16 protein-coding genes are annotated in these 16,511 nt (G+C 39.1%); 11 read left to right on the forward strand and 5 right to left on the reverse strand.

Annotated elements, in window-relative coordinates; translation table 11 throughout:
- Positions 1-21: 21 nt before the first annotated feature.
- Entirely contained in the window at positions 22-1,152 is a 1,131-nt protein-coding gene (locus JG30_RS04270; RefSeq protein ID WP_046316428.1) for a THUMP domain-containing class I SAM-dependent RNA methyltransferase, read from the forward strand.
- Here the strand turns inward: JG30_RS04270 and JG30_RS04275 are convergent.
- Positions 1,140-2,066 carry a magnesium transporter CorA family protein gene (locus JG30_RS04275; protein WP_046316429.1) on the reverse strand — a complete coding sequence of 309 codons (927 nt, stop codon included), beginning with the start codon at positions 2,064-2,066 and terminating at the stop codon, positions 1,140-1,142. The genes JG30_RS04270 and JG30_RS04275 overlap by 13 nt on opposite strands.
- A gap of 117 nt (positions 2,067-2,183) precedes the next feature.
- Between JG30_RS04275 and JG30_RS04280 the strand changes: the two genes are divergently transcribed.
- From JG30_RS04280 to JG30_RS04315, 8 genes are all read left to right on the forward strand, one after another.
- Complete coding sequence (locus JG30_RS04280) at positions 2,184-2,591, forward strand: EbsA family protein (RefSeq protein WP_046316436.1); 408 nt, start codon at positions 2,184-2,186, stop codon at positions 2,589-2,591.
- Positions 2,588-4,261: a formate--tetrahydrofolate ligase gene (locus tag JG30_RS04285; protein WP_046316438.1), complete on the forward strand. Its 1,674-nt coding sequence runs from the start codon at positions 2,588-2,590 to the stop codon at positions 4,259-4,261. Before JG30_RS04280 ends, JG30_RS04285 begins: the two co-directional genes overlap by 4 nt.
- A gap of 10 nt (positions 4,262-4,271) precedes the next feature.
- Positions 4,272-4,748, forward strand: coding sequence for a signal peptidase II (gene lspA, locus JG30_RS04290; protein ID WP_046316440.1), 477 nt, complete (start codon positions 4,272-4,274; stop codon positions 4,746-4,748).
- The gene (locus JG30_RS04295) at positions 4,744-5,637 is read left to right on the forward strand and encodes an RluA family pseudouridine synthase (RefSeq protein ID WP_046316442.1); all 894 of its coding nucleotides are present in this window, start codon (positions 4,744-4,746) and stop codon (positions 5,635-5,637) included. The genes lspA and JG30_RS04295 overlap by 5 nt, the downstream gene beginning before the upstream one ends.
- 26 nt (positions 5,638-5,663) lie before the next feature.
- Entirely contained in the window at positions 5,664-6,203 is a 540-nt protein-coding gene (gene pyrR, locus JG30_RS04300) for a bifunctional pyr operon transcriptional regulator/uracil phosphoribosyltransferase PyrR (protein WP_046316444.1), read from the forward strand.
- Positions 6,200-7,279, forward strand: coding sequence for a carbamoyl phosphate synthase small subunit (locus JG30_RS04305; protein WP_046316445.1), 1,080 nt, complete (start codon positions 6,200-6,202; stop codon positions 7,277-7,279). Before pyrR ends, JG30_RS04305 begins: the two co-directional genes overlap by 4 nt.
- Complete coding sequence (locus JG30_RS04310; protein WP_046316446.1) at positions 7,276-9,660, forward strand: ATP-binding protein; 2,385 nt, start codon at positions 7,276-7,278, stop codon at positions 9,658-9,660. The genes JG30_RS04305 and JG30_RS04310 overlap by 4 nt, the downstream gene beginning before the upstream one ends.
- A 74-nt stretch (positions 9,661-9,734) precedes the next feature.
- Positions 9,735-10,097: a hypothetical protein gene (locus JG30_RS04315; protein WP_046316448.1), complete on the forward strand. Its 363-nt coding sequence runs from the start codon at positions 9,735-9,737 to the stop codon at positions 10,095-10,097.
- A gap of 213 nt (positions 10,098-10,310) precedes the next feature.
- Here JG30_RS04315 and JG30_RS04320 read toward each other — a convergent pair whose 3' ends face one another.
- Positions 10,311-10,610, reverse strand: a complete 300-nt coding sequence (locus JG30_RS04320; RefSeq protein ID WP_046316450.1) for a DUF4176 domain-containing protein — start codon at positions 10,608-10,610, stop codon at positions 10,311-10,313.
- A 131-nt stretch (positions 10,611-10,741) separates the two neighbouring features.
- Here JG30_RS04320 and JG30_RS04325 point away from each other — a divergent pair, with 131 nt between their 5' ends.
- Positions 10,742-12,691 (forward strand): M13 family metallopeptidase, encoded by a 1,950-nt coding sequence (locus JG30_RS04325; RefSeq protein ID WP_046316452.1) that lies wholly within the window; start codon positions 10,742-10,744, stop codon positions 12,689-12,691.
- A 127-nt stretch (positions 12,692-12,818) separates the two neighbouring features.
- Here the strand turns inward: JG30_RS04325 and JG30_RS04330 are convergent, their stop codons facing one another.
- Positions 12,819-13,163 carry a carboxymuconolactone decarboxylase family protein gene (locus tag JG30_RS04330; protein WP_046316454.1) on the reverse strand — a complete coding sequence of 115 codons (345 nt, stop codon included), beginning with the start codon at positions 13,161-13,163 and terminating at the stop codon, positions 12,819-12,821.
- A gap of 100 nt (positions 13,164-13,263) precedes the next feature.
- The gene (locus JG30_RS04335; RefSeq protein WP_046316456.1) at positions 13,264-13,635 is read right to left on the reverse strand and encodes a DUF805 domain-containing protein; all 372 of its coding nucleotides are present in this window, start codon (positions 13,633-13,635) and stop codon (positions 13,264-13,266) included.
- Between the two features lie 196 nt (positions 13,636-13,831).
- On the opposite strand from JG30_RS04335, the gene JG30_RS04340 reads away from it, so the two are divergent.
- Complete coding sequence (locus JG30_RS04340) at positions 13,832-14,719, forward strand: SDR family oxidoreductase (protein WP_046316458.1); 888 nt, start codon at positions 13,832-13,834, stop codon at positions 14,717-14,719.
- Positions 14,720-14,792: 73 nt separating this feature from the next.
- On the opposite strand, the gene JG30_RS04345 is transcribed toward JG30_RS04340, so the two are convergent.
- The gene (locus JG30_RS04345) at positions 14,793-16,508 is read right to left on the reverse strand and encodes an Rqc2 family fibronectin-binding protein (RefSeq protein ID WP_046316460.1); all 1,716 of its coding nucleotides are present in this window, start codon (positions 16,506-16,508) and stop codon (positions 14,793-14,795) included.
- Positions 16,509-16,511 lie beyond the last annotated feature (3 nt).

Here is a 16,511-nt window from a genome sequence, read left to right on the forward strand (position 1 = left end):
CCTTTTTATAAAGGAGAAATTATGAAATTACTAGCAACCATGGCCAGTGGCCTAGAAGCAGTTACTAAAAAAGAATTACAACAACTAGGTTATGCTAATCTCAAAGTGGAAACCGGCAAAGTTTATTTTACCGGAACAGCGGCGGATATTGTCCAAACCAACTTGTGGCTTCGCAGTGCCGATCGCATTAAAATTGTTCTAGCCACCTTTAAAGCGACCACTTTTACAGCTTTATTCGATCAAGTTTATAATTTAGCTTGGGATGAGTGGCTACCGTTAGATGCTGCTTTTCCGGTTAAAGGCCGCACCGTCAAATCACAATTGCATTCGACACCTGATGTTCAAGCAATTACCAAAAAGGCAATCGTCAATAAAATGGCCGCGATTTATCATCGTCGGGGGCGCTTACCCGAAACCGGATTTGAATTTCCCCTTGAAATCCGACTACTTAAAAATCAAGCCGAATTAACTTTAGATACAACCGGTAGTTCCTTGTTTAAACGCGGTTATCGCCAAGAACATGGCGTAGCCCCACTGAAAGAAAATTTAGCCGCAGCTCTTATTTTATTAACCCCTTGGCGGCCGCAAGATGCTTTTTGTGATCCGACTACCGGTTCGGGGACGATTGCGATTGAAGCCGCCATGATTGGCCGTAATATCGCCCCTGGTCTCCAACGGCACTTCGCATTTGAAAATTTTCCTTGGATATCACCTAAAATCTTGCCGGCAGCACAAGAACAAGCCCGCGCCCAAATTAAGCCACCAGAGCAATTAAACATTTGGGCGAGCGACATTGATGGTTCCATGATTGATTTAGCCCGTGCTAATGCTTATCAAGCTGGGGTCTTACATGATATTCAATTTAAGCAAATTGCAGTGAAGGATTTAGTCCTGAGCGCACAAGACGGCATTTTGATCGCTAATCCTCCTTATGGACACCGCTTACAAGAACAAGCCCAAGTTCACCATTTATATCAACAAATGGGGGCTAACTTTCAAAAGTTAACCACTTGGAGTAAATATTATTTAACCAGTGACTTAAATTTTGAAAAGTTTTACGGCTATCAGGCCACCAAACGCCGCAAATTATACAACGGTTCTTTACGAACTGATTTGTTTCAATACTGGGGACAACCTACCTATAAGAAGTGACGCCGAAGCATATCTAAAACCATAATGACAATTAAAATTACAGTAATTATAATAATTAATAGCCATGACCAAGAAGTATTAGCCAGTGGTAAGCGGACGTTCATCCCATAAAAACCGCCGACAATGGTAGGAATCGTCAAAATCAACGAGTAGACCGTTAAATAGCGCATCACATCATTAGTCTCGTTATTTAATAAATTGTTGTAGGTACCAGATAATTGTTGCACAATTTCGTTAATCAATTGGAGGTTTTTTTCGGCTTGATTGGCTTCAATTTCAGCCAGTTCTAAGCGCTTTTCTAAATTAGCCGATAATTCAAAATTATTATCATCTTCATCAATTAAACTATAAATTTCATCTATTAGATCGTCATTACCAGAAGTGGCCGCCACGCCAAAGGTAATTCGCGTTTGTAAGTCGGCGAGATCATTGATAGTTTGGGAGCGATGTTTGCGTTGGTGAAAACGTAATTCAATCCGCTCTTGTTCATCGTAAAATTGTTTTACTAATTCCAAAAAATTGTCCGAAATGATCCGAACTAATTCCGCAAAAATTTCAAAAATCGGAGATTGGGAAGCATTCCCGTTATTTTTGGAAATTTGAATAATGTGGGGCATTACGTATTGGCATTCCGGAGAGGTAAAACAAACTAGTACTTGCTTATTGACAAAAATGGTTACAGATTGAACAATACGTTCTAACGTGGTCTGCTGAAAAGGAACGGAAATCACCATTAAGTAACTTTGCGTGGCTTCATCATAGCTAATTCGGGGGCGCTCAAATTTATCTAAAGCATAGCGCATGACTTCTTGTGATACTCCATAATGTTCTATTAAGTATTTTTGTTCTGGGGGAGTAGGATTATTTGCATTAATGACAACTTGATCGATTGCAGTATCATAATAATTAAGCATTATTTTTTCCTATTTCTTTTTTTTCATCATACCATAGATTGTTTTGAGAGTTGTTCATAGTCGATTACTATTTTATGGTAAAATTTAAATAGCTTGGTTTTTTCAAAGCCGATAGGAGTGAATATTATTCAAAAAATTCACTATCAATTATTAAATCCTATTTCTTTAATCGTCTGGTGTTGGCTAGGAACGATGTTTTTTATAGGGGGTATTTGGCAGCTTGAAAGTAATCGTTTTAACTTTTGGGCAGTAATATTAATGCTTAGTGCTTTAATCCTTATGATCATCATGCGGCAACGGCATGTTTTAATCATTGATTATGAGCACCAAACATTATTATTTCGCGGAATAATCCTGCGTAATTCCCATATTTTTACACGCAAACAAATTCAACATCTCCGCCTAGCTCCCCGTCAAGCAATACTTTCGTTTGTTGATGCAAGTTATTTTCCTATGCATCTTGTTGTAAGTAAAAAAGGGCAACACCTTTTAAATAAATTTGTTACGGTAAGGGATGAATTATGAAAACTGATATTGAAATTGCTCAAACCAATGAAGCCCATCAAATGTGGCCTATTACTCAAGTAGCTCAAGGGCTGCATATTCCGCTGGATGATTTAGAACTTTATGGTAAATACAAAGCTAAAATCGCCGCTAGGGCAATCACTCGGCTTAAAAACAATCGTCCGGGCAAACTTATTTTAATTACGGCAATGAATCCCACACCAGCGGGTGAAGGTAAATCAACCGTCATGATTGGGTTAGCTGATGCTTTGCACCATTTACAACAAAACGTTATGGTTGCTATGCGGGAGCCTTCATTAGGGCCCGTCATGGGTATTAAAGGTGGGGCCGCCGGCGGCGGCTATGCTCAAGTAGTGCCCATGGAAGATATCAATCTTCACTTTACGGGTGATCTGCATGCTTTGACTTGTGCTATCAACACTTTGTCTGCCTTGATCGATAATCATATTCAACATGGTAATCAATTAAATTTAGACCCACGAAAAATTACTTGGCAGCGGGCGCTCGACGTCAATGATCGGGCCTTGCGCAATGTGGTAATCGGCCTTGGCGGTCCTAGTTCTGGGGTGGTTCGTCAAGAACATTTTCAAATTACAGTGGCCTCGGAATTAATGGCGGTTTTGTGTTTAGCTACTGATCAAACTGATTTAAAGCAGCGTATCGGTCAAATTCTGATAGGCTATACTTATGAAGACCAACCAATTTTTGTAAAAGATTTACAGGCCCAAGGGGCATTAACATTAATTTTAAAAGATGCACTCAAACCGAATCTAGTCCAGACCTTAGAACATACACCCGTTTTAATTCATGGCGGACCTTTTGCGAATATTGCTCACGGTTGTAATAGTATCATTGCCACTAACTTAGCCTTACATTTGAGTGATTATACCCTAACAGAAGCCGGCTTTGGCGCCGATTTGGGGGCAGAAAAGTTCTTAGATATTGTCACACCACACTTAGAGCAAACGCCTGAAGCGGTAGTGGTTGTTGCAACTGTGCGGGCTTTAAAATATCATGGTGGCCAACCGTTAGATCAAATTTCTCAACCCAATACCTCCGCTATCCAAAGTGGTTTTCGCAATCTACAACGGCATTTAATTAATTTACAAAAATATCAGGTACCTGTAATTGTTGCCATTAATCAATTTACTAGTGACACTCCCGCAGAAATCCAATTGGTTCAACAATTGTGTCAAGAAATGGGCATTAATGCCTATCCCGTGACGGTCCACGATGACGGGGGAGTAGGAGCTTTAAATTTGGCACAAGCTCTAATTGATCTTCCAAATAAAGCCGATTGGCAGCCTTTATATGCCCCCGAAGCGGCCATTGAAGACAAAATTAATCGTATTGCCACAGAAATTTACGGTGCCCGACGAGTTGTTTATAGTAATACAGCCCGCAAACAATTACAAAATTTACAAAAACGTCATTGGGATCAATTGCCAATCTGTATTGCCAAAACACAATATTCTTTTAGCGATGATCCTCATTTGCTGGGAGCACCAGATAATTTTGATTTGCATGTGGAAAATATCAGTCCTAATTTAGGAGCCGGTTTTTTAGTAGTCCGCACCGGTAATATTTTGACAATGCCTGGATTACCGACGCATCCTGCCGCTTTACAAATGGATATTGATGCCGCAGGTACAATTAAAGGACTATTTTAGGAGTTTTGGTATGCCATGGTATTGTTTAGCAATTATTATTTTTGGAATTTTAATTGATCAATTAACAAAATATTGGGCCGTCACTTTTTTGCCTTTAGGTCAAGTTGACGTGATTATCCCTGGTTTCATTGAATTGCAACGGTTAAACAATCATGGCGCTGCCTATAATATTTTAACCGGCAAGATAACCTTACTTTTTTTAATCAGTGTTATCGCCGTGATAATTTTGGGATATCTTTTGTACCATTATCGTTGGCACCAACCACTGCTGCTCATTGGACTGAGTTGCCTTTTAGCGGGCAGTGTAGGTAATGCTTTGGATCGAGGGATTCGTGGCTATGTAGTCGATATGATATATATTAACGTTTGGAACATACCCTTACTTAATTTTGTTTGTAATCTCGCAGACATTTTCATTAGCCTTGGGGTAATTTTGATTTTAATTTATTTATTACACAACAATGATAAAGGAGCAGTAGCACATTAACACTTTAGAATTTGAAGTCTCCCAAGCACAACGTTTGGATCTTGCTATTAATCAACAATTTGCACAGTATTCTCGTACTCAAATTCAAGATTGGATTAAGCAACAGCAAATTACAGTCAATGATCAAGTTATTACTAAACCCAGTTATCAAGTACATCCGCAAGATAAAATTAGCGTAACACCTTCGCCCCGGCCAGCTTTGCGGGCTATTGCGCAACCCATGCCATTAGATATTATTTATGAAGATCATGACGTTTTAGTAGTCAATAAGCCTCAAGGCTTAGTAGTTCATCCTTCTCCTGGCCATCCTGATCATACATTAGTAAACGGTATTTTGTATCATACCAAAATTGCCAGTTCGGATACTATTCGTCCCGGTATCGTTCATCGCATTGATAAAGATACTTCGGGTTTATTAATGATCGCTAAAACCGAATTAGCCCAAGCTTCATTGACGAAACAACTCCAACAAAAAGTTAATCTACGGCGGTATTTAGCCATCGTGCACCAGCCCTTTACGGACACTCAAGGAACTATTACGGCACCAATTGGACGAGATAGTAAAGATCGCAAACGTCAAACGGTGAGTGCTACGGGGAAACCAGCAATTACCCATTTTCAAGTACAACAAAATTTTGCGCATTATGCGCTAATTTTATGTCGTTTAGAAACTGGCCGCACTCATCAGATTCGCGTACATCTCAAATATATTGGCCATCCCGTAGCCGGAGATCCACTTTATGGTCCCCGAAAAACATTACCTGGCCCGGGGCAATTTTTGCATGCTCAAAGTTTGGGTTTTTATCATCCCCGAACGGGCAAGTGGTTAGAATTTTCAGTCGAGCCGCCGGCGATTTTTCAAACCACTTTGCAAAAATTAGCTCAATAAAAAAAGATATAAAATAATAAGGAGTCATTATGAATAAAGAAATTGTTGATGACAAAACGATGAAACGCACTTTAACGCGAATTACTTACGAAATTATTGAAAAAAATAAGGGTAATCAAAATTTGGTTTTGATTGGAATTAAAACCCGGGGAGCCTTTTTGGCAGAAAGAATTAAAATGCGCCTACAGCAACTAGAAGATATTGATGTCCCCCAATTTGCTTTAGATGTGACCAATTGGCGTGATGATCAGCAAACCGTGCAAGCGGGTGGCGAACAACCGCCTTTTAGCGCGGATCAAATTGCCGGCAAGCACGTGGTTTTGGTGGACGATGTTTTATATACGGGCAGAACCATTCGAGCCGCTTTAGATGCTATTATGAGTGTCGGCCGACCGAGCAAGATTTCTTTAGCTGTGCTAGTAGATCGTGGACATCGTGAATTACCGATTCGCGCAGATTACGTCGGCAAAAATATTCCGACCTCTCATCGGGAAGCAATTAAAGTTTCTATGGCCGAAATTGATGATGAGGATAAAATTGAAATAATTGAACCTGCTGCGGAATGAATAAATATTTAATACTGGAAGATGGCACAACTTTTCAGGGTGACGCGATCGGAGTTCCCTCTATTTCGACCGGGGAACTAGTAATTAGTAATAATCTAAGTGGGTTAGAAAATACGATCACCGATCAAACTTATAATGATCAAATTATTGTTTTTGTACGGCCTTTTGTGGATACAGGAGGTATGAATCGGGATGACTATGAAGCCATTGCTCCTAGCTGTAAAGGTGTAATTTTTAATAGTGTTCCGGCTAGTCAATTTTCCGTGCAAGATCCTCATTCTCTCAATAATTTTTTAAAAAAAAGGCACATTCCCGGCATCACTAATATCAATATTCAGCGTTTAGCGCAACATATTAAAACCCATGGGGCGATGAAGGCCAGCATTATGGATACGGCAGATGAACATGCGCGGGATCAAATTCGCGCCTTAGTCATTCCGCGCGATCGAGTCAAAACTGTTTCCACGAAACAACCTTATCCGAATCCGAATGTGGGTTTTAAAATTGCAGTCATTGATTTGGGATTAAAATATTCTATTTTACGGCAGTTATCCATCCGAAAATGCGATTCTATTGTTTTGCCTTATAATGCCACAGCTACGGATATCTTAGATTTAGATCCGGATGCGGTCGTTTTTACCAGTGGACCGGGTAATCCCCAAGAAATTCCGGAGACTTTAAAAACTTGCCAGCAACTAGAAGGGCAACTGCCAATTTTAGGAATTGGGTTGGGACATTTAGTGGTGGCTTTGGCGAATGGGGCAGAGATTTATCATATGGCTTATGGTCATCATGGCTCCAATTTGTCGACCGTGGAAATTGCGACAGAAAATATTGAATTTTCTAACCATAATCACAATTACGCCATTGAACCCCAAAGTATGAGCCAAACGAATTTTTTTATTACGCATCGTTGTTTAGCTGACAATGTGATTGAAGGTTTGCGTCATCGGAGTGATCCCACCATGACCGTCCAATTTCAGCCGGAAGCTGCACCCGGCACACACGATGCACTATATATTTTTGATGAATTTATCGAAATGATTACGTCCTTTAAGCAAGGTAAAAATCTATGACACAAAATCTACTTTTAATGGGCACGACCACTGGTTTAGCCACCAGTGAAAAGTTGGAACAAGAAAAAGCGCTGTATATTGCTTGGCAACTACTGACTAAACGTGGCTATCGTGTTATTTTTTACACCGAAAATCGCGAGGCATTTGTTAATCTGCGAATTGATCCGCAATTGTTAGTGGTGGCCGAGATTAATTTGCATAATTTGAAGAAAGTTATTCAAAAGTTTGCGATTGAGCTTATTTTGCCAACTTTTAGTAGTTTTAATACTTTACTGACCATTAAAAGCTTTATGAAAACTGATTTCTATCAACGTCATCCAGTTAAATTGATTAATCTTAATACGCAAACTTTAAAATTGACGATCAGCCACCATGCGTTGAATACTTTTTTACAAAATCAAGGCTTTCGTTTAATTGAACATCAATTGGTCCCAGACTTTTCAGCAGCTCAAAAATTTGTTATCAAACAGGGTTTTCCGGTTATTATCCGTTCCAGCAATAAAGAGATTAAAACTTACTGGAATACAATTTCTACCATTCAGCAGTTACAGGATTTTTTCGAAGCCAATCCCAGCAACGATGGCTATGAAGTCGAACGGAGTATTAATAATTTTAAAGAAATTACAATGGTCATAATTGGGGATAAATTTGCAAATCAGGCGGTAGTTTATAGTTCTGAAGATGTTGATCCCATTGGCATTCATTCGACGGATTCCATTAGTGTGACTCCGATTTTTTCCATCAGCAATACTATGTATCAACGTTTACGAGATGCCGTATTGCGGCTGTGCCATCTTTTGAAAATTGTGGGGATGTGTACCTTTCACTTAGCTGTAGATGAAGCGACGAATTCTTTTTATATTCTCGAAATTTCTCCGCTCTTTCAAAGTAAAATTTTGCCGATGATTGAAAGTTTAGGCTATCCCCTATTTGAAGTAGTTTGTGAGGTAGGCCTGGGACAGCGTTTACAAAAAGTCGAAACTTTATCAGGGGCTACGATTAATGCTGCTGTAGAATTAACTCCTAACCACATTACAGCGCGCTTTCCTATTTGGCAGACTATAACCCAAAAAGACTTAGTAAACAATTTAGGACCACGAAAAACTTCCACTGGCGCCATTATTGTGAATGGCAATAATTTAGAAACAGTAGTTATGAAAGGGCTCAAGGCCTGCAATCTTCAAGAAGCAATTTTTTTAAAACATTTAGCGGCTTCCTTGTCAGACGAAGAAATTGAAGTGCGTTTATTTACTAAGAATGTCCAAAGAATTATTGCAGTCTGTGAAGCTTTAGATCGAGGCTTTGAAATTGCCGAAGTGCAAAGCTTTACTAAATATAATTTAACATTTCTACAAACTTTACAATATCTTTTACAATTAAGTAATCAATTACAGGGTCAAAAAGGCGACTTGACACTTTTGATTCAAGCTCAAGAAGCAGGCTTTGATGATCAGTTGTTAGCTCAGCTTTGGCAAATTACTCCCCAACAAATCAAACAAATTCGCCAACAATTAAGGTTAAATCAAATCCAACAAGCAACTCCTGCGAGTTTTGATATAGATCAGGGAGCAGTATTAAATTATTATAGCTCGTATTTACAAGATCCCGCTAAACGGCCTCCTAATTATCAAATTACTTTGGCAAATGAGCAAAATGCGGATGTTCTTTCCAATTATGAAATGGTGATGTTGACACACCGGCTAATTCACCACTTTCAAGCGGATGGTTTTTCCGTGGCCGTACGCGGGAATCTCTTAAATAATCTGGATTCTTTGAATCAAACTGACTTTTATACAGATAATCTGGAAGTCAGCAATGGTTTATATAACTCCAAAAATATTCTCCGGCTTCATTTCAATACTCAAGAAAAACATAATCAGAATTATCAGTTAGCTATTTACAATTTATGGAGCTATCTCCATCTTTGGGATGCAGAACCTTTACAAGAAGTAGTTTTTATTCAAGATCAAAATCAACAGCTCTGGCTGGCATCGCCTATTAGTAGTCAATTGACGCAAATTACTCCTCAACGATGGGAATTTGTCGCACTTTCCGGCAAACATCAGTCGCAAATCGTTCAACAGGCCACCGCCTATATTCATCAAATTCTCCCCACTGTAAAATTTGGGACATTATTTCTAAAAAATGATCAAGTTATTCAATTTCTCCCTGGATTTACAACCAATATTGGCTTAACTCAAGAAGTAAATACTAATTTTATCAATGTTTTAATTCACGTGTTAATGGGAATTGATTCGAGTTTTGCCAACAACAAAGTAGGATACTTTGGCCGTAAAGTGACAATCTATCGGCAAAAAAATGGTCTCTATACTAGCCGCATTAAATATCTCACCACTCAATTATCAAATGCTTCCTTATAAAGACTTTCTAATGGGCAAAAACTAATTTTTGCGCTATGCTGTTTTGGGAATAGTAAAAAGGGGAGTATACAGAAATGTCAGCTAGTCATGCAATGACTACGAAACAATTTATTTTTTGGTTACTTTGTATCGGATTGTTAATAATCATTACTTTATTACTACGGTATTTTTATTATCGTGTGGTGGTCCTCGATGCTCAAAGTAGAGGCTTGCCACACCCGCATTTTTGGTCATTATACCTGGTCAGCAATCAAAAAAAGAAACGTAGTTTAGGTTTTTATTTATTGGCATCGGCGCAGCAATTTCAAAAACATGCCAATGCTGATTTCTACAATCAATTTCGACAATTACAACGGATTATCTGGCTGTTATTCATTTTCCAAGTGGTCATGATTGTTATTAGTCTTGGCTACTTATTTTGGGCCATTTTAACTTAAGATATTCTGATAAACCAAAACCGCTCTGTTAATCATGGCAGAGCGGTTTTGATATTAAATTTTTTATACCAGAGGCCAAGGAGGGCAATAATTGATTTGGATGACTGGAAATAACGGGTTATTTTCAATAGAAAAACTGATTTAATTAAAAAATTATCTGACCCAACTTGGAATTATTATCCCTAATTCATCCAAGAGCCGATTACCGTGCTTTTAATGTGATGGTAATTTAGGATATCCTGAATCGGCGACGATTTGATCATAATCACGAATTAATTCACGTTCAACTTGGTTGATATAACCAGTAAAAAGCACGCGGGTGATATCCTCGCGGTTAAAAAAAGTTAATTCATTGTTAGCATTTAAACCATCCGGATAAATCACAGCTGCATAATCGAAGTAACCGACTTGTTTACCTTCCTGATATAAGGCGGCACGATTCACAATCATGTAATCGGTCTGTGTATCTGTTTTAATGTGCACAATAGAACCTAAAGGTAAAATATGTTCCATGCAAAGCAGTCCTTTCTCTAAAGTGTTTGGTGGGTAACAATCGTATTCCAAAAATCAGTTACTTACGGCGTCAATGCAATGTGCTAGAATAAAAATATTAACAAGAAGAATAGGGGAGGCCACAAAAAATAATGAAAAAACAAAGCCAAGTAATTGGTGGTGCAGGTGATACTACTCAAGGAGCAACCGCGACAGTACGTGACAATTTATATCTGGCGGTCAATGGTGAATGGTTAAAAACTGCTAAAATTCCAGCCGATAAACCACGAACAGGTGGATTTTCGGATTTAGATTTAGCTATTGAAGAGCAGATGATGCACGATCTAGATCAATTTGCTCACGGAGAACAACCAATTCCAAATGATTTAATGGCGCAAGCGGTCAAATTATATCAAATTGCGGGTGATTTTGATCAACGAAATCAACAAGGTTTTAGTCCAGCCCAAGCAGGATACGAGGAAATCAAAAATCTAACTAGTTGGGCCGATTATTTAGCCAAATTACCATCTTGGATCAAACAACCTAATCGACCACTACCGTTTGGCTTTGGCGTAGATGCAGATATGAAAAATACCCAAATTAACGTTGTCTATGCCACAGCACCTAGTTTAATATTACCGGATACCACCTACTATACGCAAGACAACGCGGCGGGACAACATTTATTAACAGTCTATCAAAAGGCTGCTCAACAATTATTAATAAAGGCCGGAGAAACTCCCCAAGCGGCGGCACAGATTGTCAGCCAAGCCTTAGCTTTCGATCACTCTTTGGTGGCCCATGTTAAAAGTGCTCTAGAAAACGCAGATTACGTGAAAAGTTATAATCCGCAATCCATGGAGGAATTTACTAAGCAGGGCGGCGAAGTTAATTTTGAAAATATTATTCAAGCTGCTACCCAAACTCAAGTAGATCAGGTCATTGTCACTGAACCGAAGTTTTTCCAAGATTTTACCACCGTTGTTAATGCTCAAGTTTTTCCGCAATTGCGCTCTTGGACACTGGTGCGCTATCTGTTTAGTGTGAGTTCTTATTTGAGCCAAGAATTGCGGGAAATTGCGGGACAATATAGTTTGGCATTAAATGGTAATCAAACCTTAACGGCACCTGCCAAGCAAGCCTATCACATTACAAATACTATTTTTGATGAAGTTTTAGGCCAATATTATGGTAAGAAATATTTTGGACAACAAGCAAAAGCCGACGTAGAACAAATGGTGCGGCGGATGATTGCTATTTATGAACAACGCATTCAAAAAAATACGTGGTTAAGTCCAGATACTAAAGCGCAAGCAATTGTTAAATTGAAAAAAATGGTCTTGAAAATTGGCTATCCTGAGCAATTACGACCGTTATATCAAAAACTAGTTGTCAATGAGCAACTAGATTTATTAAGCAATATAAACCAAATCATGCAAGTAGTGCTCGATGATGCTTTTGCCCGTTTGCAGCGCCCAGTAGATCGTACCGAGTGGGCAATGCCCGGTCACTTGGTAAATGCGTGCTATGATCCCTCGCGCAATGATATTACTTTTCCAGCAGGTATTTTACAAGCGCCCTTTTATAGTCTGGAACAAACCGCGAGTCAAAATTATGGCGGGATTGGAGCCGTAATTGCTCACGAAATTTCTCATGGATTTGACAATAACGGCGCACAATTTGATGAACTGGGCAATTTGCATAATTGGTGGACGACTGAAGATTACGCTACTTTTAAAAAGTTGACACAAGCAATGATTGACGAGTTTGAAGGCCTGGATTTTGGTCCTGGGAAAGTAAATGGTGAATTAGTAGTCAGTGAAAATGTAGCCGATGCGGGGGGCTTAAGTTGTGCGTTAGAAGCGGCTAAACAAGATACTGATTGTGATTTAGTGTTATTCTTTGAAAATTGGGCACGCGTCTGGCGCACCAAATCCACGCCGGAATTTGCGCAAATGCTTTTACAAACTGATGTGCACGCACCTTCTCCGATGCGCGCTAATGTGCAAGCACAAAACATGGATGATTTTTATACCACTTTTCATATCAGTGAAGAAGATGGCATGTGGTTAGCACCTGAAAAGCGGGTTAACATTTGGTAAAATATTTGCGGATCCTAAAATTAAGAGTCAGCAATTTGTGAAACATAGAAATAAATAATTTCATCGAAACTAAAAAAGCCTTCTGGTGACAAGAACCAGAGGCTTTTTTGTATACCCTGATCAGGGTTTATTTCTTAGCTAATAACGATTCAGCAATATTTAAAACTTTGCCCCCAAAAGCAACAGAAGGCCCGCCACCCATCAGAACGGCGACTTCAATAGTTTCCGTAATTTCTTCCAAAGATACTCCTAAATTAATGGCTGCCTTAGTATGGGCCATAATGCAATTTTCACAACGATCAGCAATCGCAATTCCTAAAGCAATCAACTCTTTATTTTTTCTTGATACGGCTCCATCTTGATCAACAGCCGCATGCAATTCACTGAATTTTTGCATGACAGCAGGTGCTTGTTTGCTTAAATTTTTACTTTGCTGACTATTTTCTTGGTATTTAGTATCCCAATCTTCCAATTTGTTGCCTCCTTTAATTAGTTCCTCCTTTCATTCTACTCCAAAAACTGATTATTTGTTAACCTTTTCATAAGCAATTATTGCCACTTCTATAAAATATTTAGTGTCCGGCATAACGATTACGTTTGGTAGGTAAAACCATCAAAATAAAGAACCATAGCTGACCAATAAACGGCAAAATGTTAATTAAAATCCACCAACCAGATCGATCAGTATCATGTAACCGCCGAAATTTTAACGATAGAGTGGCTAACCACACAACAAAGGTAATTACCAGTGTAATCACGTTAACATTCAAATCGCCCCAGGTATAAATATCATTGACCGGATGACCAATCGCCTTTTCTAACAACCAGCCGAGAATATCCCCCAAAACGTAATTAATAATAACTGGCCACCAATATTCAGACCGTTTAGCCGTCCCGGAAAAATTTAAAATATTGTGCCAAAATTTGGAATACGCTGTTCCCATAATTTTTCTCCCTCCAATATAGGAAAATCTAACTAATTTATATGGTAATAGTTCTTGCAACCTACAGCAATAAATTAGCTTACAATCTTCACTAATCGCTATCAATGCGTTCATAAATTCTTAAAGCATAAATTTTGTTATTCATGAAAAAAACGGTTACTTTGAATTTATAAATATTAAAGGAGGAGAAAATGATATGGATGAAAAACTAACCGATCCTACCACTTTATATTGGAATCATTTTGACAAACAACCCCAAAATTATCCCGGCATACAACAACAAATGCACCCGCTGCCTGCTGGTGATGCTCAAAATTTCCAGGGACATGATTTATTAGCTGGGCGTAAAGCTTTAATTACCGGAGGAGATTCGGGAATAGGGCGTAGTGTAGCTATCGCCTTTGCTAAAGAGGGTGCAGATGTGGCTATTCAATATTTGCCTGCAGAGCAAGCAGACGCAGAAGCAGTCCAACAAATTATTCATAAATTGGGCCATCAAGTCATATTACTCCCCGCGGATTTTAGAGAACCCGAGGCCCCCGCAGCAGTGGTGCAAAAGGCACAACAACAATTAGATGGCCTCGATTTGCTTGTCATGAATGCGGCCATCCAACAGCATGCTGCTGATATTACAGAATTGACCATGACACAAATTAGAGAAACGTTTGAAGTTAATATCATTTCCATGTATGCCATGGTCAAAGCCGCTTTACCTCATTTACCAGCGGGCAGCTCCATTTTAACAACAACTTCTTTAGAAGCTTTTAGTCCTTCACCAATTTTGTTGGATTATGCGGCGACAAAAGCGGCGATTGTGAGTTTTACTACCAATTTAGCCCAAAGCCTTGCCACTAAAGGAATTCGCGTGAATGGAGTCGCACCGGGACCAGTTTGGACACCTTTGCAAGTTTGTGGCGGACAACCGCAAAGTGCTATCCCGACTTTTGGACAAGAAGCTCCCTTACAACGACCAGGTCAACCCGATGAATTAGCCCCAGTCTATGTGTTTTTAGCTTCCAATTATGCCAGTTATATTACTGGACAAATTTATGGTGTCACTGGCGGAGGACTAATTAATAATTAAAAGACATGCCCAAACTGAGGTGTTTTAAAAAAACGATCAGTCCCCCAAGACCCCCAATAACCATCGGATTGAATCACTCTGAGGTGGGTAGTGAAGCGGGTTGCACCATAATAGTTTTTTGATCAGTGTAAATAACGTAACCAGGTTTAGCACCGTTAGGCTTATGGACATGTTTAATTAAGGTATAATCTACGGCCACTTTGGCTTGACTAGTATTATGCGCTGAAAAATAGGCTGCCAATTGTGCAGCTTGAATGAGTGTCGTTTCACTAGGATGTAAGTTTTCAATAATCACGTGTGCTCCCGGAGCATTTTTAATATGCAGCCAGGTATAACGCTTATCAGCCCATTTGGTAGTTAAATAATCATTTTGAAGATTATTTTTACCAACATGAATCTTAGTCCCATCTGCAGCTGTAAAAATTGCACCTTGTCGGGGAGATTTGGAGCGTTTCTTTTTCTTAGGAGCATGCGACCGCAAATACCCTTGCTGTTGTAATTCTGCAACAATAGCGTCTAAATCTTCTGGCTGGGCATAATCCAATTGTGATAAAATACCAGTTAAATATTGTTCTTCGGTTTGCGTTAGTTCAATTTGTTCTTGCAAATGTTTTACCGAATTTTTTAATTTTTGATAGGTTTTAAAATATTTTTGTGCATTGCGTGCAGGTGATAGTGCAGGATCTAATTGGATTTTTAAGGGACGATTAGCCTCATAGTAATTTGGCAGCGTCACGGTGTGCGCACCAGTCGGAACTTGCTGTAAAAAAGCAGTTAACACTTCGCCTTTAATTCGTTGGATCTCGGCAGAATCTGTCTTGGCGAGGTCTAGTCGTAATCTTTTTAATTTTAATCGATTGCGTTTTTGATGACGTTTGATGACTTGTAAAACATTCGCTGCTTGTTGGCGCATACGATCTTTACGCGCACGATCACGATAAAAATCGTCCAATAAACTACTCAAACTGGGAAATGCTTGTTGTTGATATTCTGCCACTAAACTCTGAAAGACAACGGGGGTGAAAATCTGTCGCTGTTGAGCATTGGTATTCAAAGTAGGCTGCCATTTTTGAAAAAAACTTTGAAAAGCTTGCCATAAACCTTGATAATCCTGGGGACTGTGGCATAGGCGCCAAGTTAATTCTTGCAGTGTGTCTTTACCTAAACCCATGAAAGTTGTTTGAAGTAACTGGGCGGTTACTTGCGGGTCTTGTTGTTGCAGACTAGTTAAATTTTGCTTAACGAACTTTTCCCGATCGAAAGCACTACATGGTTCTTGCGTACTTTTGGGTGCAGGAGGTAAACGATAAAAAACTCCGGGTAAAAGTTCTCGATAACGATCTTGATTGACACTTACATGTTTAATGGCATCAATAATTTGACCGTTCTGATCATTGACTAAAATGATATTACTATGGCGGTTCATTATTTCAGTGTATAAAGTTAAATTCTGCAAATCGCCTAGTTCATTGCGCGCTGTAAACTTAATGGTCATGATTCGATCATTTTTTATTTGTTCAATCCCTTGAATAACTGCTCCGGCCAATTGTTTGCGCAAAGTCATTACAAAATTGCTTGGTCGCGGCGGGCTTATTAATTTGGCTTGCGTTAATTGAACCCGGGCATAGGTGGGATTAGCCGAAAGTAACAAATGAACATTTTGTCTTTGCACACGAATGGTTAAGATTAATTCATTAGCAAAGGGTTGCTGAATTTTAGTCAGCCTTCCCGTAACTAATTGCTGTAATTCTTGGACCATTGCGTGGGTAAAAACGCCATCGAATGACATAGA

The organism is Bombilactobacillus mellifer, from assembly GCF_000970795.1.
GTDB classification, from domain to species: Bacteria; Bacillota; Bacilli; order Lactobacillales; family Lactobacillaceae; genus Bombilactobacillus; species Bombilactobacillus mellifer.

Coding starts and splice junctions, on each gene's coding strand:
- JG30_RS04320 (WP_046316450.1), bottom strand. CDS start 10,610: ATGGAACATATTTTACCTTTAGGTTCTATTGTGCACATTAAAACAGAT.
- JG30_RS04310 (WP_046316446.1), top strand. CDS start 7,276: ATGACACAAAATCTACTTTTAATGGGCACGACCACTGGTTTAGCCACC.
- JG30_RS04305 (WP_046316445.1), top strand. CDS start 6,200: ATGAATAAATATTTAATACTGGAAGATGGCACAACTTTTCAGGGTGAC.
- JG30_RS04340 (WP_046316458.1), top strand. CDS start 13,832: ATGGATGAAAAACTAACCGATCCTACCACTTTATATTGGAATCATTTT.
- lspA (WP_046316440.1), top strand. CDS start 4,272: ATGCCATGGTATTGTTTAGCAATTATTATTTTTGGAATTTTAATTGAT.
- JG30_RS04345 (WP_046316460.1), bottom strand. CDS start 16,508: ATGTCATTCGATGGCGTTTTTACCCACGCAATGGTCCAAGAATTACAG.
- JG30_RS04285 (WP_046316438.1), top strand. CDS start 2,588: ATGAAAACTGATATTGAAATTGCTCAAACCAATGAAGCCCATCAAATG.
- JG30_RS04270 (WP_046316428.1), top strand. CDS start 22: ATGAAATTACTAGCAACCATGGCCAGTGGCCTAGAAGCAGTTACTAAA.
- JG30_RS04315 (WP_046316448.1), top strand. CDS start 9,735: ATGTCAGCTAGTCATGCAATGACTACGAAACAATTTATTTTTTGGTTA.
- JG30_RS04275 (WP_046316429.1), bottom strand. CDS start 2,066: ATGCTTAATTATTATGATACTGCAATCGATCAAGTTGTCATTAATGCA.
- JG30_RS04335 (WP_046316456.1), bottom strand. CDS start 13,635: ATGGGAACAGCGTATTCCAAATTTTGGCACAATATTTTAAATTTTTCC.
- JG30_RS04325 (WP_046316452.1), top strand. CDS start 10,742: ATGAAAAAACAAAGCCAAGTAATTGGTGGTGCAGGTGATACTACTCAA.